Source organism: Denitromonas iodatirespirans (assembly GCF_018524365.1).
Classification (GTDB): domain Bacteria; phylum Pseudomonadota; class Gammaproteobacteria; order Burkholderiales; family Rhodocyclaceae; genus Nitrogeniibacter; species Nitrogeniibacter iodatirespirans.
The window spans coordinates 52,578-71,699 of sequence record NZ_JAEKFT010000014.1; the positions used below are offsets into that span (position 1 = coordinate 52,578).

The 19,122-nt window shown below is 67.6% G+C and carries 21 protein-coding genes; 14 read left to right on the top strand and 7 right to left on the bottom strand.

Translation table 11 applies throughout. The annotated features are described in order from the left end of the window. The first annotated feature begins 8 nt into the window (after positions 1 to 8). From I8J34_RS13375 to I8J34_RS13435, 13 genes are all read left to right on the top strand, one after another. The gene (locus tag I8J34_RS13375; protein WP_214362080.1) at positions 9 to 1,262 is read left to right on the top strand and encodes an aromatic ring-hydroxylating dioxygenase subunit alpha; all 1,254 of its coding nucleotides are present in this window, start codon (positions 9 to 11) and stop codon (positions 1,260 to 1,262) included. Positions 1,263 to 1,264: 2 nt separating this feature from the next. Then, positions 1,265 to 1,738, top strand: coding sequence for an aromatic-ring-hydroxylating dioxygenase subunit beta (locus I8J34_RS13380; protein ID WP_214362082.1), 474 nt, complete (start codon positions 1,265 to 1,267; stop codon positions 1,736 to 1,738). A gap of 11 nt (positions 1,739 to 1,749) precedes the next feature. Next, a complete protein-coding gene (locus I8J34_RS13385) occupies positions 1,750 to 2,064 on the top strand; it encodes a non-heme iron oxygenase ferredoxin subunit (protein ID WP_214362084.1) in 315 nt (104 codons plus the stop codon). A gap of 74 nt (positions 2,065 to 2,138) precedes the next feature. After that, complete coding sequence (locus tag I8J34_RS13390) at positions 2,139 to 3,299, top strand: ABC transporter substrate-binding protein (RefSeq protein WP_214362086.1); 1,161 nt, start codon at positions 2,139 to 2,141, stop codon at positions 3,297 to 3,299. A 7-nt stretch (positions 3,300 to 3,306) separates the two neighbouring features. After that, positions 3,307 to 4,227, top strand: coding sequence for a branched-chain amino acid ABC transporter permease (locus tag I8J34_RS13395; protein ID WP_214362087.1), 921 nt, complete (start codon positions 3,307 to 3,309; stop codon positions 4,225 to 4,227). Between the two features lie 3 nt (positions 4,228 to 4,230). Beyond that, positions 4,231 to 5,202 (top strand): branched-chain amino acid ABC transporter permease, encoded by a 972-nt coding sequence (locus I8J34_RS13400; RefSeq protein ID WP_214362089.1) that lies wholly within the window; start codon positions 4,231 to 4,233, stop codon positions 5,200 to 5,202. A gap of 77 nt (positions 5,203 to 5,279) precedes the next feature. Continuing rightward, positions 5,280 to 6,035 (top strand): ABC transporter ATP-binding protein, encoded by a 756-nt coding sequence (locus tag I8J34_RS13405; protein WP_214362090.1) that lies wholly within the window; start codon positions 5,280 to 5,282, stop codon positions 6,033 to 6,035. Beyond that, positions 6,032 to 6,748, top strand: a complete 717-nt coding sequence (locus I8J34_RS13410; RefSeq protein WP_214362091.1) for an ABC transporter ATP-binding protein — start codon at positions 6,032 to 6,034, stop codon at positions 6,746 to 6,748. Before I8J34_RS13405 ends, I8J34_RS13410 begins: the two co-directional genes overlap by 4 nt. Positions 6,749 to 6,770: 22 nt before the next feature. Further along, positions 6,771 to 7,811 carry a cupin domain-containing protein gene (locus I8J34_RS13415; RefSeq protein WP_214362093.1) on the top strand — a complete coding sequence of 347 codons (1,041 nt, stop codon included), beginning with the start codon at positions 6,771 to 6,773 and terminating at the stop codon, positions 7,809 to 7,811. A 28-nt stretch (positions 7,812 to 7,839) separates the two neighbouring features. After that, positions 7,840 to 8,544, top strand: coding sequence for a fumarylacetoacetate hydrolase family protein (locus tag I8J34_RS13420; protein ID WP_214362095.1), 705 nt, complete (start codon positions 7,840 to 7,842; stop codon positions 8,542 to 8,544). Positions 8,545 to 8,554: 10 nt separating this feature from the next. Next, positions 8,555 to 9,199 (top strand): maleylacetoacetate isomerase, encoded by a 645-nt coding sequence (gene maiA / locus I8J34_RS13425; protein WP_214362097.1) that lies wholly within the window; start codon positions 8,555 to 8,557, stop codon positions 9,197 to 9,199. Between the two features lie 162 nt (positions 9,200 to 9,361). Further along, on the top strand, positions 9,362 to 11,344 hold the full coding sequence (locus I8J34_RS13430; RefSeq protein WP_214362099.1) for a UvrD-helicase domain-containing protein: 1,983 nt from the start codon (positions 9,362 to 9,364) through the stop codon (positions 11,342 to 11,344). A 102-nt stretch (positions 11,345 to 11,446) separates the two neighbouring features. Further along, positions 11,447 to 12,058 (top strand): hypothetical protein, encoded by a 612-nt coding sequence (locus I8J34_RS13435; protein WP_214362101.1) that lies wholly within the window; start codon positions 11,447 to 11,449, stop codon positions 12,056 to 12,058. 13 nt (positions 12,059 to 12,071) lie between these two features. On the opposite strand, the gene I8J34_RS13440 is transcribed toward I8J34_RS13435, so the two are convergent. The 6 genes from I8J34_RS13440 to I8J34_RS13465 form a co-directional block, all read right to left on the bottom strand. Continuing rightward, positions 12,072 to 12,689, bottom strand: coding sequence for a DUF4760 domain-containing protein (locus I8J34_RS13440; RefSeq protein WP_214362103.1), 618 nt, complete (start codon positions 12,687 to 12,689; stop codon positions 12,072 to 12,074). A 210-nt stretch (positions 12,690 to 12,899) separates the two neighbouring features. Then, a complete protein-coding gene (locus I8J34_RS13445; protein WP_214362105.1) occupies positions 12,900 to 13,628 on the bottom strand; it encodes an ABC transporter ATP-binding protein in 729 nt (242 codons plus the stop codon). Continuing rightward, the gene (locus tag I8J34_RS13450; protein WP_214362107.1) at positions 13,618 to 14,391 is read right to left on the bottom strand and encodes an ABC transporter ATP-binding protein; all 774 of its coding nucleotides are present in this window, start codon (positions 14,389 to 14,391) and stop codon (positions 13,618 to 13,620) included. Before I8J34_RS13450 ends, I8J34_RS13445 begins: the two co-directional genes overlap by 11 nt. Beyond that, positions 14,391 to 15,479: an ABC transporter permease subunit gene (locus I8J34_RS13455; RefSeq protein WP_214362108.1), complete on the bottom strand. Its 1,089-nt coding sequence runs from the start codon at positions 15,477 to 15,479 to the stop codon at positions 14,391 to 14,393. Before I8J34_RS13455 ends, I8J34_RS13450 begins: the two co-directional genes overlap by 1 nt. 14 nt (positions 15,480 to 15,493) lie before the next feature. Next, positions 15,494 to 16,426, bottom strand: a complete 933-nt coding sequence (locus I8J34_RS13460; protein WP_214362109.1) for a branched-chain amino acid ABC transporter permease — start codon at positions 16,424 to 16,426, stop codon at positions 15,494 to 15,496. Positions 16,427 to 16,680: 254 nt separating this feature from the next. Next, on the bottom strand, positions 16,681 to 17,811 hold the full coding sequence (locus I8J34_RS13465; protein ID WP_214362111.1) for a branched-chain amino acid ABC transporter substrate-binding protein: 1,131 nt from the start codon (positions 17,809 to 17,811) through the stop codon (positions 16,681 to 16,683). Here I8J34_RS13465 and I8J34_RS13470 point away from each other — a divergent pair. Further along, positions 17,780 to 18,244, top strand: coding sequence for a hypothetical protein (locus tag I8J34_RS13470; protein ID WP_214362112.1), 465 nt, complete (start codon positions 17,780 to 17,782; stop codon positions 18,242 to 18,244). The two genes, I8J34_RS13465 and I8J34_RS13470, sit on opposite strands and share 32 nt — an antisense overlap. Before the next feature lie 146 nt (positions 18,245 to 18,390). Here I8J34_RS13470 and I8J34_RS13475 read toward each other — a convergent pair whose 3' ends face one another. Continuing rightward, complete coding sequence (locus I8J34_RS13475; protein ID WP_214362114.1) at positions 18,391 to 19,116, bottom strand: YebC/PmpR family DNA-binding transcriptional regulator; 726 nt, start codon at positions 19,114 to 19,116, stop codon at positions 18,391 to 18,393. Between the last annotated feature and the right edge of the window lie 6 nt (positions 19,117 to 19,122).

Below are 19,122 nucleotides of genomic sequence, written 5' to 3' on the forward strand. Positions count from 1 at the left end.
AACTCGCGATGAGCAGCGCATTTCCCGCCGCGCACGAGTGGCCCGCCGAGGGCACCCACCGCGTCCCGTTCTGGGCCTACACCCGCGACGACCTGTACCGCAAGGAGCTGGAGCGCTTCTTCTACGCCGGCCACTGGTGCTACGTCGGCCTGGAGGCGGAGATCCCCAATCCGGGCGACTTCCGCCGCACGGTGATCGGCGAGCGCTCGGTGATCATGGTGCGCGATGCGGACGGCGCCATCAACGTGGTCGAGAACGTCTGCGCCCACCGGGGGCTTCGCTTCTGCCGCGAGCGCCACGGCAACCGCAAGGACTTCCTCTGTCCCTACCACCAGTGGAACTACAGCCTCAAGGGCGAACTGCAGGGCGTGCCCTTCCGCCGCGGCGTCAAGCAGGACGGCAAGGTCAATGGCGGCATGCCGAAGGATTTCCGGGTCGAAGAACACGGCCTCACCCGCTTGAAGGTCGCGCGGCGCGGCGGCGTGGTGTTCGCCGCCTTCGACCATGAGGTCGAGCCGCTCGAGGACTTCCTCGGCCCGACCATCCTCGCCTACTTCGACCGCGTCTTCGACGGCCGCGAGCTCACCGTGCTCGGCTACCGGCGCCAGCGCATCCCGGGCAACTGGAAGCTGATGCAGGAGAACATCAAGGACCCCTACCACCCGGGCCTGCTGCACACCTGGTTCTCCACCTTCGGCCTGTGGCGCGCCGACAACAAGTCGGAGTTGAAGATGGACGCCCGCCACCGCCACGCCGCGATGATCTCCACGCGCGGCCAGGGCGGCAAGAACGAGGAGGTGGTCGGCGGCGTGGACAGCTTCAAGGACCACATGCAGGTCAACGACCCCCGCCTGCTCGATATCGTGCCCGAGCCCTGGTGGGGCGGGCCGACCGCGGTGATGACCACCATCTTCCCCAGCCTGATCGTGCAGCAGCAGGTCAACAGCGTGTCGATGCGCCACATCCAGCCCAACGGCCATGGCTCCTTCGACTTCGTGTGGACCCACTTCGGCTTCGCCGAGGATTCCGAGGAGATGCAGCAGCGCCGCCTGATCCAGGCCAACCTGTTCGGCCCGGCCGGCTTCGTCTCCGCCGACGACGGCGAGGTCATCGAGTGGTCGCAGGAAGGCTTCGAGCAGAAGCCGGCCCACCGCACGCTGATCGAGATGGGCGGCCACGAGATCGGCGACACCGACCACATGGTCACCGAGACGCTGATCCGCGGCATGTACGCCTACTGGCGCCAGGTGATGGGGGAGTGACGATGCTCGACTTCGCGACCTTCTACGAACTGCAGGCCCTGTACAGCGACTACGCCATGGCCTGCGACTCGGCCGAGTGGGAGAAGTGGCCCGACTTCTTCGTCGAGGAGGGGACCTACCGCCTGCAGCCGCGCGAGAACTTCGAGCAGGGCCTGCCGCTGTGCCTGCTCGCGCTGGAGAGCCGCGCGATGATCCGCGACCGCGTGTACGGCGTGAAGGAGACCCTCTACCACGACCCCTACTACCAGCGCCACATCGTCGGCATGCCGCGCGTGATCGCGGTGGACGGCGACACCATCCGCGCGCAGGCCAACTACGCGGTGATGCGCACCAAGTACGACGGCGAGGCCACCGTGTTCAGCGCCGGCCACTATCGCGACGAGATCGTGCGCACGCCGGCCGGCCTCAAGTTCCGCTCGCGCCTGTGCATCTACGACACCGAGATGATCGCCAACTCGGTCATCTACCCCATCTGAAGGAGGAGAGCATGCCCGGCAACTGGATCGCTGCGCTCGCGCTGGAGGCGCTGCCCGAAGCGGACGTGATCGGCGTCAGCGTGGAGGGCAGGGACATCGCCCTGTACGAGGTCGACGGCGAGGTGTACGCCTCGGACAACATCTGCACCCACGGCCACGCCCGCCTGTCCGACGGCTTCCTCGAAGGCCGCCAGATCGAGTGCCCGCTGCACCAGGGCAAGTTCGACGTGTGCTCGGGCCGCGCGCTGTGCGCGCCGCTGACCGAGGACATCCGCACCTACCCCGTCAAGATCGAGGACGGCAGGGTATTCATCGACATGAGCTGAGCCACCGGCCGCGCACGGCATTCCACAACCACAGCACCGGCGCGGCGGATTCACCCCCCCAAGGAGAGAGACAGATGAACAGCATCGGCAAGACCACCGCCGTCGCGCTCGGCGCGGCGCTCATGCTCGCGGGACCGGCGCGGGCGGACCTCACCATCGGCTTCTCGGCGCCGCTGTCCGGCCCGGTGGCCGCCGTCGGCCAGGACCAGTACGACGGCTTCATGCTCGGCATCGAGACCCTGGGCGGCAAGCTCGGTGGCCAGAAGGTCACCGTGCTGCGCGAGGACGACCAGCTCAAGCCCGAGCTCGGCAACCAGATCGCGCGCAAGTTCGTCGACCACGACAAGGTCGACGCCGTGGTCGGCCTGGGCTTCTCCAACGTGCTGATGGCCAGCCTGCCGCGCCTGGTCGAGTCGGGCACGGTGGCCATCGCCACCAACGCCGGCCCCTCGGTGCTGGCCGGCGCCCGCTGTGCGTCCAACGTGTTCTCGGTCGCCTGGCAGAACGACGGCTCGGCCGAGGCGATGGGCAAGTACGCGCAGGATGCCGGCTACAAGCGCGTGTACCTGATGGCGCCCAACTACCAGGCCGGCAAGGACTTCATCGGCGGCTTCAAGCGCTTCTACCGCGGCGAGATCCTCGACGAGGTGTACACCGCGGTGGGCCAGCCCGACTACTCGGCCGAGATCGCCCAGCTGCAGGCCGCCGACCCGGAGGCGGTGTTCGTCTTCTATCCGGGCGGCATGGGGGTTAACTTCGTCAAGCAGTTCAGCCAGGCCGGCCTCGCCGGCCGCATCCCGCTGCTGTCGGCGTTCACCGTCGATGGCACCACGCTGCCATCGCTGCGCGAGGCGGCGCTCGGCACGGTCTCCGGCGCGATGTGGGACGTCGGCCTCGACACCCCGGGCAACGCCGAGTTCATCGCCGCGTTCACCGCCAAGTACGGCCGCGCGCCGAGCGCCTACGCGGCGGTGGCCTACGACGCCGCGCGCCTGCTCGACCTGGCCTTCGCCAGGGCCGGTGGCGACCGCACCGCACTGGCCGCCGCGGTGAAGGCGGCCGGCGCCGAGCTGAAGTCCGTGCGCGGCCCCTTCCATTTCGGCAGCAACAACATGCCGGTGCAGAACTACTACGCCTTCGAGACGGTGAAGCAGGGCGGCAAGGTCACGCCGCGGAAGATCGGCACCCCGCTGGCCGGACACGCCGACGCCTACGCCGCGCAGTGCGCGATGTGAGTCCGAGATGAGCGCCTCGCTTCTGATCGCCCAGCTGCTCAACGGCCTGCAGTACGGCGTGCTGCTGTTCCTGCTCGCCGCCGGGCTGACCCTGGTGTTCGGCATCATGAGCTTCGTAAATCTCGCGCACGGCTCGCTGTACATGCTGGGCGCCTATGCGCTGGCGGTGGTGTCCGGCGCCACCGGCTCCTTCGCGCTGGGCGTGGCCGCGGCGCTGGCCACCGGCATCGTGGTCGGCGCGCTGCTCGAGTGGGCCGCGGCCTCGCGCCTGTACCGCCGCGACCACCTCGACCACGTGCTCGCCACCTTCGGCCTGGTGCTGTTCTTCAACGAGCTCACGCGCATGGTCTGGGGGCCGCAGCCGCTGTTCGTGGCGCTGCCCGAGGCGCTCTCCGGCACGGTGGAGCTGATGGGCTTCTTCTACCCCGCCTACCGCTTCCTGATCATCGCCGTGGGCCTGGCGGTGGCGCTGGGCAGCGCCTGGCTGATCCATCGCACCCGCCTGGGCATGCTGATCCGCGCAGGCTCGGTCAATCCGCAGATGGTCGGCGCGCTGGGGGTGAACATCCGCCTGCTCAACGCGCTGTTGTTCGCGCTCGGCGCGGCGCTGGCCGCGCTCGCCGGCGCCATGGCCGGCCCCATCCTGTCGGTGCAGAGCGGCATGGGCGAGCCGGTGCTGATCACCGCCCTGGTGGTGATCGTGATCGGCGGCATCGGCTCGGTGAGCGGTGCCTTCTACGCCGCCCTGATCGTCGGCCTCACCGACACCCTGGGGCGTACCTACCTGCCGCTGCTGATGCGCGAGTTCGCCAGCCGCGAGATCGCCAGCGCGGCCGGCCCGGCGCTCGCCTCGATGCTGATCTATCTGCTCATGGCGGTGGTGCTGGCGCTGCGCCCGCAGGGCCTGTTTCCTGCCCACCGGGGATAAGAGATGACCACGATACGACCTTCCACGCTCATCCCGCTGCTGCTGCTCGCCGCGCTGGCGGTGCTGCCCTTCGCCGCAGAGAGCTACTACACCGCCTTCTTCGCCCGCGTGCTGATCTACGCGGTGGCGGCCAGCGCGCTCAACCTCGCGCTCGGCATGGGCGGCATGGTGAGCCTCGGCCACGCGCTGTTCCTCGGCCTGGGCATGTACAGCGTGGCCCTGCCGGCCCACTTCGGCATCGACGACGGCTGGCTGCAGCTGGCCCTGTGCGTCGCCGCCTGTGGCCTGGTGGGCCTTGTCACCGGCGCCATCAGCCTGCGCACCAGCGGCATCGCCTTCATCATGATCACGCTGGCCTTCGCGCAGATGGGCTACTTCCTCGTCGTCAGCCTCAAGCAGTTCGGCGGCGACGACGGGCTGCCAATCGCGGGGGCGAGCCGCTTCTTCGGTCTCGAGCTCGCCTCGGCCGAGGCCGTGTATGGCGCCGCCTTCTGCCTGCTGCTCGCGCTCACCGCGTGGGTCGCGCGCCTGCGCGTCTCGCCCTTCGGCATGACGCTGCGCGCCGGCCGCCAGAACGCGCGCCGGGTGGCCTCGGTCGGCCTGGCGCTGCCGCGCTACCAGCTCGCCGCCTACGTGCTCTCGGCGGTGCTGTGCGGCCTCGCCGGCATGCTGCTGGCGAACCTCAATGCCTACGCCTCGCCCAGCAGCATGTCCTGGATGGTCTCCGGCGAGCTGATCGTGATGGTGGTGCTCGGCGGCATGGGCTCGGTGTTCGGGCCGCTCCTCGGCGCGCTCGCCTTCCTCGGCATCGAGGAGCTGCTCAAGGGCCTCACCGAGCACTGGATGGCGATCTTCGGCCTGCTGATCCTGGCCGTCGCGCTGCTCGGCAAGTCGGGCATCGCCGGGCTGCTCGCCCGTCTCGACGCCAGGGTTCCGGCCCGTCGGTCGCCGCGGCTCGCGGAGGGGCGCGCATGAGCGCCGGCGCACGGCCGCCCGAAGGCGGCGCTCCCTCCCCCGGGGAGGTGGTCGCGCAGCGACCGGAGGGCCGTACGATGAACACGCTGCTTCATACCGAAGGGCTCACCAAGCGCTACGGCGCGCTGGTGGTCACCGACGCGGTCTCGCTCGACATACGCGAGGGCGAGCTGCACGCCATCATCGGCCCAAATGGCGCCGGCAAGACCACCCTGATCAACCAGCTCTCCGGCGAGCTGGCCGCCGATGCCGGGCGCGTGCGCTTCGCCGGCGAGGACCTGAGCGCCACCGGCATCGCCGCGCGCGCCCGCCGCGGCCTGCTGCGCTCCTACCAGATCACCTCGGTGTTCGACGAATTCACCGTGCGCGAGAACGCCGCCTTGGCCGCGCGCGGTGCGCGCCGCCACGCCTTCGCCTTCTGGCGCGGCCTGCTGCAGGATGCCGCCGCGGTGGCTGCCGCCGACGCGGCGATCGCCGCCACCGGCCTCGCCGCGCGCGCCCAGGTGATCGCCGCCGACCTCGGCTACGGCGAGCGCCGCCAGCTGGAGCTCGCCATGGCGCTCGCCGCCGGGCCGCGCTTCCTGCTGCTCGACGAGCCCATGGCCGGCATGAGCGCGCAGGAGTCGGCGGCGGTGGTCGAGCTGCTGCGCGGCCTCAAGCGCAAGTACACCCTCCTGCTGGTCGAGCACGACATGGACGCGGTGTTCGCGCTCGCCGACCGCATCAGCGTGCTGGTCTACGGCCGCCTGCTGGTCACCGGCACCCCGGACGAGATCCGCAACGACCCCGAGGTGCGCGCCATCTACCTCGGCGACGAGGAGCTGCATCAATGACCACACCGCTGCTGCAGGTGTCGGGCCTCACCGCCGGCTACGGCCGCGCCCAGGTGCTGTTCGGCATCGACTTTTCGCTCGGCGAGGGCGAGGTGGCCACCCTGCTGGGGCGCAACGGCATGGGCCGCTCGACCACCGTCAAGTGCCTGTTCGGGCTGCTCCCCGTGGGCGGCGGGGCGATCGACTTCGCCGGCGAGCCGGTCGCCGGCCTGCCCTCCTACCGCATCGCCCAGCGCGGCCTGGGCCTGGTGCCCGAAGGCCGCCAGGTGTTCCCCAACCTCACCGTCGAGGAGAACCTCGTCGCCACCGCGCGCGAACGCCGCGCGCACGGGCTGGCGCCGTGGACGCTGGCGCGGGTGTACGAGTTCTTCCCGCGCCTGCACGAGCGGCGCGCCAACCTCGGCTCGCAGCTGTCCGGCGGCGAGCAGCAGATGCTCGCCATCGGCCGCGCGCTGCTCACCAATCCGCGCCTGCTGGTGCTCGACGAGGCCGCCGAGGGGCTCGCGCCGCTGATCCGCCGCGAGATCTGGCAGGCGCTCGCCCGCCTCAAGGCCGAGGGGCTGTCGCTGATCGTGATCGACAAGAACCTCGGCCCGCTGCTCGAGCTGGCCGACCGCCACCACGTGATCGAGAAGGGGAAGGTGGTGTGGTCCGGCGACTCGGCGGCGCTGCGCGCCGAGGCGCGCGTGGTGTACGACTACCTCGGCGTCTGAACCCAACCCAAGGAAACCCGACATGAATGCACTCGGCACCCTCGAAGAGCTGCCCGCCGACTACCGCGAGACGCTCGCCGCGCACAACCTGGTCCCGCTGTGGCCCAGCCTGCGTGCGCTGCTGCCGCCGGGCCGCCCGGCCATCCGCACCCGTCCCATCCACTGGCCCTTCGAGGCCATCCGCCCGCTCTTGATGCGTGCCGGCGAGCTGACCCCGATCGAGAAGGCCGAGCGCCGCGTGCTGGTGCTCGCCAACCCCGGCCATGGGCTGGAGAAGATGCAGGCCAGCGCCAGCATCTACCTCGGCATGCAGCTGCTGCTGCCCGGCGAATGGGCGCCGGCCCACCGCCACACCCCCAACGCGGTGCGCATGATCGTGGAAGGCGAGGGCGCCTACACCACCGTGGACGGCGAGAGGTGCCCGATGAGGCGCGGCGACCTGATCCTCACGCCCACCGGCCTGTGGCACGAGCACGGCCACGACGGCACCGACCCGGTGATCTGGCTCGACGTGCTCGACCTGCCGCTGATCTACTACACCGAGACCTCCTACCACGAGAACGGCGCGGCGCAGCCGGTCACCGCCACGCTCGCCGAGCGCAGCTACGCGCGCGGCGGCCTGCTGCCGTCGCCGGTGTTCTCGCGCGAAGGCAGCCGCCCCTATCCGATGCTGCGCTACCCCTGGGCCGAGGCGCGCGCCGCGCTGCTCGCGCTGGCCGCCAGCGAGCCGGACATCGAGGCGGCGCAGCTCGCCTACGTGAACCCCGAGACCGGCGCCGACGTGCAGAACGTGCTCGGCTACTTCGCGCTGATGCTGCGCCCCGGCGAGACCCTGCGCCTGCCGGCGCGCTCCCCGGCGATGGTGTTCCACCTCATCGAAGGCGGCGCGCGCGTCGACATCGAGGTCGAATCCTTCACCCTCGCGCCGGCCGACACCTGCTGCGCGCCCGGCTACACCCCGGTGACGCTCGCCAATCGCTCGGCGAGCGAGCCCGCCTTCCTGTTCGTCGTCGACGAGAGCCCGCTGCACAAGAAGCTCGGCGTCTACGAGACGCGCGCCTGAACCCCCATCCCCAACCGAGAGACAAGACATGAGCCAGACCGACTACCTGTGGAACCCGCCGCCGCCGTACTCGCTGCCGGTGCGCGGCAGCACGCGCCGCCTGCCGGTGGGCCGCATCTTCTGCGTCGGGCGCAACTACCACGCCCACGCCGAGGAGATGGGCCGCCCGGTGGACAAGGCCACCGCGCGCCCCTTCTACTTCCTCAAGGACCCCTCCACCCTGGTCGAATCCGGCGCCACCGTGCCCTATCCGGCCGGCACCGCCAACTATCATTACGAGATGGAACTGGTGGTGGCGATCGGCAAGCCCGGCTTTCGCGTCACGGAGGCGGACGCCCACGCGCTCATCTATGGCTACGCCGCCGGCCTCGACATGACCCGCCGCGACCTGCAGCTGACCGCGCGCGAGCAGGGCCGGCCCTGGGACCTGGGCAAGAACTTCGAGCGCTCGGCGGTGTGCGGCGAGATCGTGCCGGCCACGGGCGTGCTCGAAGCGGGCGCCATCGCGCTGCAGGTCAACGGCCAGACGAAGCAGTCCTCGGACCTCTCCCGCCTGATCTGGAACATCCGCGAGATCATCGCCGACCTGTCCGGCTTCTATCACCTCGCGCCGGGCGACCTGATCTACACCGGCACGCCCGAGGGCGTCGGCCCCGTGAGCCCGGGCGACCGCATCGCCGGCCAGGTGGACGGCGTCGGGCAGGTGGCGCTGAGCATCGGCGAAGCCGAATGACGGGGCCCGCATGAAGCTCTACAACTTCTTCCGCAGCGGCACCTCCCATCGCCTGCGCATCGTGCTTGCGCTCAAGGGCGTCGACTACGACTACCTGGCGGTGGACCTGCGCCGCGAGGAACACCTCGGCGAGCGCTTCCGCGCCATCAACCCGCAGCAACTGGTGCCGGCGCTGGACACCGGCGAGGCGACCCTGATCCAGTCGCCGGCGATCATCGAGTGGCTCGAGGAGCGCTACCCCGAGCCGCCGCTGCTGCCCGCCGATCCGCTGGCCCGCGCCCGCGTGCGCGCCATGGCCGCGATCGTCGGCTACGACATCCATCCGCTCAACAACCGCCGCGTGCTCGAATACCTGCGCAACACCTTCGCCTGTGACGAGGCGGCCGTGAACGCCTGGTGCACCGCCTGGATCGCCCCCGGCTTCGCCGCGCTCGAGCAGATGCTCGCGGCCGACCCCGCGCGCGGCGCCTTCTGCTTCGGCGGCGCGCCCACCGTGGCCGACGCCTACCTGGTGCCCCAGGTGGCGAGCGCGCGCCGCTTCGGCGTGGATCTGGCGCCCTACCCCAATATCCTCGCCGTGGACCGCGCCTGCGCGGCGCTGGAGGCCTTCTGCCGCGCCACGCCGGGCGCCCAGCCCGACACGCCGTCCGCCTGATACGCCCCGGCCTCCACGCGGACGCCGAGACCCCCGCACGGAGCACTGGGCGGGGGCCGCCGGTCGGTCGCCCGGCGGCCGCCATGCCCTCGCTGCGCTAGAATCCTCTTCCGTTGCCATCGCACCGCCTGCGGGCGGTGCGCCTTTTTTGCTCGCAGGCCCATGTCCGCACTCCTCAACCCCCCTCAGCGCGAAGCGATCCGTTACCTCGACGGCCCCTGCCTGGTGCTCGCCGGTGCCGGCAGCGGCAAGACGCGGGTGATCACGCAGAAGATCGCCCACCTGGTCGAGACCTGCGACTTCAGCCCGCACAACATCGCCGCCATCACCTTTACCAACAAGGCGGCCAAGGAGATGCAGGAGCGGGTCGGCGGCCTGCTCGGCGGTGGCAAGGCCAAGGGGCTGACGGTGTGCACCTTCCACGCCCTCGGGGTGCGCATGGTGCGCCAGGAGGCCAAGCACTGCGGGCTCAAGCCGCAGTTCTCGATTCTCGACGCCTCCGACGCCAACCAGATCGTCGCCGATCTCGTGACCGACTCGGACCGTGCCTACGCCCGTTCGCTGCAGTGGACCATCTCGGGCTGGAAGAACGCCATGATCCCGCCCGAAGAGGCGGTCAAGCTGGCCAACGACGACATCTCCGCCGCCGCCGCCAAGGTCTACGGCGAATACGAGCGGACGCTGCGTGCCTATCAGGCGGTCGATTTCGACGACCTCATCGGTCTGCCGGTGCGCCTGCTCGAAGAAAACGAGGAAGTGCGCGAACGCTGGCAAAACCGTCTGCGCTATCTGCTGATCGACGAATACCAGGACACCAACCGCGCCCAGTACCGCCTGCTGCGCCAACTCGCCGGCGTGCGCGGCGCCTTCACCGCGGTGGGCGACGACGACCAGGCGATCTACGCCTGGCGCGGCGCCGACGTCGAAAACCTGAATCTGCTGCAGACCGACTACCCGCGCCTCAAGGTCATCAAGCTGGAGCAGAACTACCGCTCCAGCGCGCGCATCCTGGGGGCGGCCAACACGCTCATCGCCAACAACGAAAAGCTCTTCGACAAGAAGTTGTGGTCCGAGCACGGCGCCGGCGACCCGATCCGCGTGGTCGCCGCGCGCGACCCGGAAGCCGAGGCGCAGCTGGTGGCGATGCGCATCCAGGCCCACCGCTTCGAGTTCAAGACCAAGTTCTCCGACTACGCCATCCTCTACCGCGGCAACCACCAGGCGCGCCTGTTCGAGAAGCAGCTGCGCAACAACAAGATTCCCTACGTGATCTCCGGCGGTCAGTCCTTCTTCGACAAGGCCGAGATCCGCGACCTGATCAGCTACCTGCGCCTGATGGTCAATGGCGACGATGACCTGGCCTTCATCCGCGCCATCACCACGCCGCGCCGCGGCGTCGGCCCCGGCACCATCGAGGCGCTCGGCCGCTACGCCGGCATGCGCCATGTGAGCCTGTTCGAAGCCGCCTTCGAAGAAGGGGTGACCGAGCACCTCAACGGCCGCCAGCTTGAGGCGGTGCGCGAATTCGGCCAGTTCATCAATCGCCTGGCCGACCGCGCCGCGCGCGAGCGCGCCGCCGAGGTGCTGGAGGTGCTGCTGCACGAGATCCACTACGAAAACTGGTTGCTCGCCAGCTGCGACACGCGTGAGGCCGAGGGCAAATGGGCCAATGTGCGCGATTTCGTCGAATGGCTCGGCCGCAAGGGCGACCAGGACGACAAGAACCTGCTCGAACTGACCCAGACCATCGCCCTGATCTCCATGCTCGACAAGGAAGACGCCGAGTTCGACGGCGTGCAGCTGGCCACCCTGCATGCGTCCAAGGGCCTGGAATTCAAGCATGTGTTCCTGGTCGGCGTCGAAGAGGGCCTGCTGCCGCACCAATCGGCGCTCGACGAGGGCAATCTGGCCGAAGAGCGGCGGCTGATGTATGTCGGCATCACCCGCGCCCAGCGCTCGCTCACCGTCACCTGGTGCGAGCGGCGCAAGGCCGGCGCCGACGTGCGCGTCTGCGAAGCCTCGCGCTTCATCGGCGAAATGGGCGAAGGCGTCGCCGTGGCGAAGAAGGACGACGCGCCGGTGAGTCAGGATGTGGGGCGCGAGCGGCTGGCGAATCTGCGTGCGATGCTGGCGGCCAAGCCGTAGCGGCCGCGATGGCGCCCGGTCGGGAATTCATGGCCGGCCGACGTGTCGAACCCTGCACGTCCTGCGCGGCATCCCGTTGCGCAGCCTGACTGGAGTCGTGTGATGTGGTCTCGCGTCGTGATCCTGCTGGTGTGTCTGGTGTCGCTCAATGGTTGCGCCACGAGCGCCTTCCAACAAGCCTGGGTCGCGCCCGATGCGCAGGCCCATCCGCTCGGCAAGACGGTGGCCTTCGCCATGCTGGCCTCGGAGGCCGACCGGCGACGCGCGGAAGACCTGTTCGCCCAGGTGCTGGCGCCGGCCATGGACGTGACGGCCGCCTATGGCGTGGTCGGCGAGGCGCCGCCCGACCGCGACGCCCTGGCCAAGGCGCGGGCCAAAGCGCGTGAGCTGGGCTACGGTTCGGCGCTGGTGCTGCGCCCGGTGTCGAGCCGGGACGAGGTAATCTACCGCCCCGGGCCGGGCTACATGTTCGCACCGGGCTGGGGCTACTACGGCCGCCACGGCTTCATCGGCCACCCCTTCATGATGGACCCGGGCTACTACCAGAAGGTGCGCGTGGTGGTGGTGGAGCTGAGCCTGTATGCGTTGGCGGGCGACCACCTGCTGTGGAGCACCAATGCCGAGGTGGTCGATTCGGCCGAGCTGGAGGGCGTGGTGCGCCGTCTCGCCGACGGCATGATCAAGGACTTGCTGGCCAAGGGGCTGCTGCCCTGAAAGCTTGCCGGTGTCAGTTGACCGGTATTTTCCGATCGAGCCACGGGAGTTGGGCGCGTTCGCCCGGGGCGGCCCAGCGATCGACGAGCCAAAGCAAGTGTTCATACACTTTGGGTTGATTCGCTGTCCCCGAACCGGTTTCCCTGCGCATGTATTGAATGAAGACATGGGTTTGGACGCACAGGTTGACCACGATTTTCCGCCACGACTGGCGCATCAGCTTCTCGTCGAAATCGCCATTGCGGATACCGACGGCGATGAACTCATAGTAGTTCAGCAGATACCGCGCCGCCTCGATCCCTTCGTTCAGCGTGACATTGTGGTGAAGCCAGTCGCCGGGCTGGACGCATTTGAATTCCGGCAACGAGGGGTAGGTGGCGAGGAACTTTGCGGCTTTGTCCTGGTAGGCGGTCGACAGCCGGGACTGAAGCATGGTGTTGACGGTGTGCTGCTTGATGGAATTGCGCACCTGCACCCAGGCAGCCAAGAGCCATCCCAAAATGGCGGCGAGAAGTGCATACAGCCCGATCCACTCCTTGGCGTCGAGTGATTGAACGCCCAGTGTCGGATCAAGTCGGAGAAGCCAGAGCCCGACCGGAATGCAAAAAGCCGCAACGATAACGAAGATCATTGCGGCTATGAGGATTCGGGATAGTTGCATTTAGTTCAGCAAGAACCAGTGCCTTCTCTCATTCAAACCCCTCCTGTCAGCCCGCCATTCTGGCGGAAGATGTGGAGATGCTAGCACTCGACCCTGGGTTTGTCGAATCGGCAAGCGTGCGCCGGCACGGTTCGACATCCGCCGGCCCACACCATGGTGGTATGGGCCGACGAGACCGGCCTACTCGCCCAGGTACGCGGCGCGCACCTTGGGATCGGCCAGCAATTCCCGGCCGCTGCCGGTGATGGTCAGCTGGCCGCTTTCCATCACGTAGCCGCGCTGGGCGAATTCGAGCGCCAGGTTGGCGTTCTGCTCGACTAGCAGGATGGTGACGCCCTCGTTCTTGACCGTCTGCACCACCTCGAAGATCTTCTCGACCACCAGCGGGGCCAGGCCCATGGACGGCTCGTCGAGCAAGAGCAGCTTGGGCCGGGAGAGCAGGGCGCGGCCGATGGCGACCATCTGCTGTTCGCCGCCGGACAGCGTGCCGGCCACCTGGGCCAGGCGCTCCTTGACCCGCGGCAGCATGGTGTAGACCCGCTCCAGATCGGCGTCGATGGCCGCGGCATCGTTGCGGATGTAGGCACCCATGCGCAGGTTTTCCTCGACCGTCAGGCGGGTGAAGATGCCACGCCCTTCCGGCACCAGCGCGATGCCCTTGCGCAGGCGCTTGTGGGTCGGCAGGGTGCCGATGTCGTCGCCGTCGTACATGATGCTGCCGCCGGCCAGGCCGAGGGTGCCCGAGATGGCGTTGAGGGTGGTGGTCTTGCCGGCGCCGTTGGCGCCGATCAGGCAGACCATTTCGCCCTTGTAGAGCTCGAGGCTGATGCCCTTGACGGCCTGGATGCCGCCGTAGGCGATCTTGACGCCGTCGAGCTGCAGCAGCGGGGAGGCGGGGTTAGTGTGCATGCTTGGGACCTCCCAGGTAGGCGCTGATCACGGCATCGTTCTTCTGCACCACGGCCGGCACGTCTTCGGCGATCTTCTTGCCGAAGTCGAGCACCGCCACGCGGTCGCACAAGCCCATCACCAGTTTGACGTCATGCTCGATGAGCAGCACGGTGACGCCGTCATGGCGGATCTGTTCGATCAGCGCCTTGAGCTGGGTGGTTTCGGTGGCGTTCATGCCGGCCGCCGGCTCGTCCAGCGCCAGCAGCTGCGGTTCGGAGGCCAGTGCGCGGGCGATCTCCAGGCGGCGCTGGTCGCCGTAGGACAGGCTTTTGCAGATGGTATGGGCGAAGCGTTCGATGCCCACGTACTTGAGCAGCTCGAAGGCGCGTTCGGTGGTCAGGCGCTCCTCTTCGATGGCGTGCTTGCTTTGCGTCAGGATGCCCCACAGGCCCGCCTTGGTGCGGATGTGATGGCCGGCCATGACGTTTTCCAGCGCGGTGAGCTGGCCGAACAGACGGATGTTCTGGAAGGTGCGGGCAATGCCTTGCTCGACCACCAGATGCGGCTTGCCGGTGGGCAGCTCGGTGCCGTTGAAGACGAATTCGCCGTCATCGGGCACATAGGCGCCGGTGAGCACGTTGAAGAACGTGGTCTTGCCGGCACCGTTGGGGCCGATCAGGCCATACACCTCGCCCTTGTTGATGGTCAGCGAGACATCCGACAGGGCGGTCAGGCCGCCGAAACGTTTGCCCACACCGCGGGCTTCGAGCAACTTGATCATCAAGCGCCTCCCTTGAGCAGCTCGGGACGGGAGTAGCGTGCGTGGGCGGGCACCAGGCCGGCCGGACGCAGCAACATCATCAGAATCATGGCCAGCGACAGCAACAGCATGCGCAGTACCTCGGGGTCGAGAATCACGGTGCCGAACACGGCTTGCTGGACCGGCAGCGCGATGTTGCGGAGGATCTCGGGCAGGGCCGTCAAGGCCAGTGCGCCGACGACCGCACCGGCGATGTTACCCATGCCGCCGAACACCACCATGGTGAGCACGGCGATGGATTCCATCAGCGAGAAGGATTCCGGCGAGACGAAGCCCTGGAAGGAGCCGAACAGACCGCCCGCCACGCCGCCGAAGGTGGCGCCGAGCGCGAAGGCCAGCAGCTTCATGTTGCGGGTGTTGATGCCGATCGCCTTGGCCGCCAGCTCGTCGTCACGCATCGCGGCCCAGGCACGGCCGACGCGCGAGATCTGCAGGCGCTTGATGAAGATGATCGAGCCGATCACGCACAGCAGGAAGAAGTAGTAGTACAGGTACAGGTAGTGGATCTGGAAGTCGCCGATCTTGATGCTCTGCGAGAGGTTCCAGCCGAACAGGTTGAGCGAGTCGAGGGCGTTGATGCCCTGCGGGCCGTTGGTGATGTTGATCGGATGGTTCAGGTTGTTCATGAAGATCCGGACGATCTCCCCGAAGCCCAGGGTCACGATGGCCAGGTAGTCCCCCCGCAATCGCAATACCGGAAAGCCCAGCATGATGCCGGCCAGGGCCGCGAAGGCGGCGCCCAGCGGCAGCACGATCCAGAACGGCATGTGAATGCCGAAATGGGGCGAGGCGAGGAAGGCCCAGGTGTAGGCACCGACCGCATAGAAGGCGATGTAGCCCAGGTCGAGCAGGCCGGCGAAGCCGACCACCAGGTTCAGGCCCAGCGCCAGCATCATGTACAGCAGCGCGAAGTCGAGGATGCGCATCCAGCTGCGGCCGAAGTAGGCCGCGATCAGCGGCGCCACGGCAGCGAGGATGATGATCAGCCACTTGGTGGCCTTGGGGTAGCGCTTGCCCAGGAAGGGGATGGCTTCTACGAGTTCGTTCATGGTGTGATCCCCCCTCAGGCCCGGTCAGACACCCGCTCACCCAACAGGCCGGTGGGCCGGAAGATGAGCACGATGCCGAGAATGACGAAGGCGAAGATGTCCTGATAGCTGGAGTTGAGGAAACCGAAGGTCATGGTTTCGATGTAACCGGCACCGACCGCCTCGACCAGGCCCAACACGATGCCGCCGAGCATGGCGCCACCGAGGTTGCCGATGCCGCCGAGCACCGCGGCGGTAAAGGCCTTGAGGCCGGGCATGAAGCCCATGGCGTAGTGGGCGATGCCGTAGTTGCTGGCGAACATCACGCCGGCCACGGCCGCCAGGCCGGCGCCGATGACGAAGGTCAGGGCGATGATGGCGTTGGTGTCCACCCCCATCAGGCTGGCCACGCGGTGGTTCTCGGCCGTGGCGCGCATGGCGCGACCGAGGCGGGTCTTGGTGACCAGCAGGATCAGGCCGGCCATCATCAGCGCCGAGATGATCACGATGGCGATCTGTACCGGGGTGATGAAGACGCCGTCGATCGGCTGCAGCGGGTCGGTGGAGATCAGCTGCGGGAAGGTGTGATAGTTGCGGCCCCAGATGATCATGGCCAGGGTCTGCAGCAGGAAGGACATGCCGATGGCGGTGATCAGCGGCGCCAGGCGGGGCGCGCCGCGCAGCCGGCGGTAGGCCAGTCGTTCCATCAGGAAGCCGAGGATCATGCATACCGGTACGGCGACCAGCACGGCGATGGCCAGCTTGAGCAGCGGCGCCATGTCGGGCGCAACGCCCATCAGAAAGAGCAGGGTCTGCAGCGCGGTGAGCGCGCCGACCATGACCACTTCGCCATGGGCGAAGTTGATCAGGCCCAAGATCCCGTAGACCATCGTGTAGCCCAGTGCCACCAGCGCATACACGCTGCCGACGACCAGACCGTTCACGATCTGTTGTAGCAAGGTTTCCATATCACACCTTTCGCTTGGTGAGTCACGGCCGCCGCTCCGGTGCCGGGCGGATCCCGGTCGATGTTGCCTGGTGGGGCGTCGGGGCGGGGTGCCGTGGTGCTGTTCTCAAGCCCGCGCTGCGGGTTGGTTGCGGCTTGTGCGGTCCGAGCCCCCCATGGCAAGCAGAGGCAGGGCCGAAAATGCCGGGGGCCGCAACCACTGCCGATCGCAGCCCCCGGGCGTGTGGGCGAGCCCACGTTCTATGTCAGTTCAGCTTAGTTGACCGGATTCCAGCCGCCGTCCTTGAACTGGTACACCGTGATGGCGCCTTCCTTGATGTCGCCCTTGTCGTCGAAGGCGACATTGCCGGTCACGCCCTGGAAGTTGATTTTCTTCAGCGCCGGCAGATACTTGGCCGGTGCGGTCGAGTCGGCCGCCTTCATGGCTTCGATCATCGCGGCCGCGGCGTCATAGGCGTAGGGCGCGTAGATCTGCACGTCGAGGTTGAAGCGTTTCTTGTAGCGCTCCTTGAAGTCCTTGCCGCCCGGCATCTTGTCCAGCGGCAGGCCGGCCTGGGTGCAGTAGGAGGTCGAGCCCAGCGCGTCGCCGGCCAGCTTGATGATCTCGCCGGTGCAGCCGCCGTCGCCGGTGATGAACTTGGCGTTGATGCCCAGCTGCTTGAGCTGGCGCAGCATCGGGCCGCCCTGGGCGTCCATGCCGCCAAAGAAGATCACGTCCGGGTTCTGGGCCTTGATCTTGGTGAGGATGGCCATGAAGTCGGTGGCCTTGTCGGTGGTGAATTCGCGTGCGACCACCTTGCCGCCGGAGGCCTTGGCCGCCTTCTCCACCTCGTCGGCCAGACCCTGGCCGTAGGCGGTGCGGTCGTCGATGATGGCGATGCTCTTGGCACCCAGGGCACCAGTGGCGAACTTGCCGATGGCGCTACCCTGCTGCACGTCGTTGGCGATGGTGCGGAACACGCCGGCGTAGTTCTGCTGGGTCAGCTTGGGGTTGGTGGCCGACGGGGAGATCATCGGGATGCCGGCCTGGTTGTAGATGCGCGAGGCCGGGATGGTGGTGCCGGAGTTGAGGTGGCCGACCACGCCGACCACTTCGGCGTCGACCAGACGCTGGGCCACGGTGGTGCCGGTGCGCGGGTCGGCCTGGTCGTCTTCGCCGACCAGCTCGAACTTGACCTTCTTGCCACCGATGGTCACACCCTTGGCGTTGTATTCCTCGACGGCCAGCAGGGCACCGTTTTCGTTGTCCTTGCCCAAGTGGGAGATGCTGCCGGTAAGCGGGCCGACGTGGCCGAGCTTGACGACCATGTCTGCGGCGCTGACGCCGTTACTCAACAGGCCGAAGCCCAGGCCCATGATCGCGATTGCGATACCGGTTTTCTTCATGTCTCGATTCCTCCAGCTGACTCTTGGTGAGTTTGGGTGGTTCCGATTCCGCCCGGATCGAAATGAACCGGCCGGTGTGGCGCTTGGCCGTCTGGTGGCGGGATCGCCGCGACCAGGTGACTGGACTTTGATCTTTGTCCTCACCCACCCTTCTGACGGGGTGGGCGAATGGTACGAAAGGCGCAAAGGCAAAGGTGTGCTTATTCTGCAAAAAATCCCGGAGCGAAAGAAAAATTTTTGCCTGAATTCCGACGGGTTCGGGTGCCGATGGTATGGCGCAGCGCAATATCCCGGCAGGATCGTTCTTTGGCGGAGCGATATTTTCTGGAAATATTTCCTGAAAAGGTATTGTTCTCAAGGGATGGGGGCTGTGATCAACCAAGAATGCAGTGAATGCGGTGCAGCAAAAAGGCCGAGTACGGGATTTCCCTAATACGCCCGCCGTTCTGTGTCCGCTGCGGCCCGGATTTCCCCGGCTGGCGGGCCCTTGCGGGTTGTCGTGGTGCATCGTGACCGGGGCGGAAAGAAAAAAACCGCCAGCAGGCTGGCGGTTTTTTGAGGGCATGCCGGCGGTCCGGCTCAGTCGCCGAACACGGCGCTGGTGTAGACCTCCTGCACATCGTCCAGGCTGTCCAGTGCATCGAGCAGGCGCTGCATCTTGGCCGCGTCGTCGCCCGACAGCTCGGTTTCGTTCTGCGGTTTCATGGTGACTTCGCCGAATTCGGCTTTGAAGCCGGCAGCGTCGAGCGCGTCCTTGACGGCGCTGAACTCGGCCGGCCCGGTGATCACCTCGATGGAGCCGTCGTCGTTGGCGATCACGTCCTCGGCGCCGGCCTCGAGGGCGGCCTCCATGAGCGCATCCTCGTCGGTGCCGGGGGCGAACATCAGCTGGCCGCAGTGATCGAACTGGAAGGCCACGCAGCCGTCGGTGCCCAGGTTGCCGCCGTACTTGCTGAAGGCGTGGCGCACGTCGGCCACGGTACGCACCTTGTTGTCGGTGAGGCAATCGACGATCACCGCCGCACCGCCGATGCCGTAGCCCTCGTAGCGCGACTCTTCATAGTTGACGCCTTCGAGCTGGCCGGTGCCGCGCTTGATCGCGTTCTCGATGTTGTCCTTGGGCATGGACTCGGCACGCGCCTTGTCGATGGCCAGGCGCAGGCGCGGGTTGGAGGCCGGATCGCCGCCGCCCATCTTGGCGGCCACGGTGACTTCCTTGATCAGTTTGGTGAAGACCTTGCCCCGCTTGGCATCTTGACGGCCTTTGCGGTGCTGGATATTGGCCCATTTGGAATGACCCGCCATAGCGCC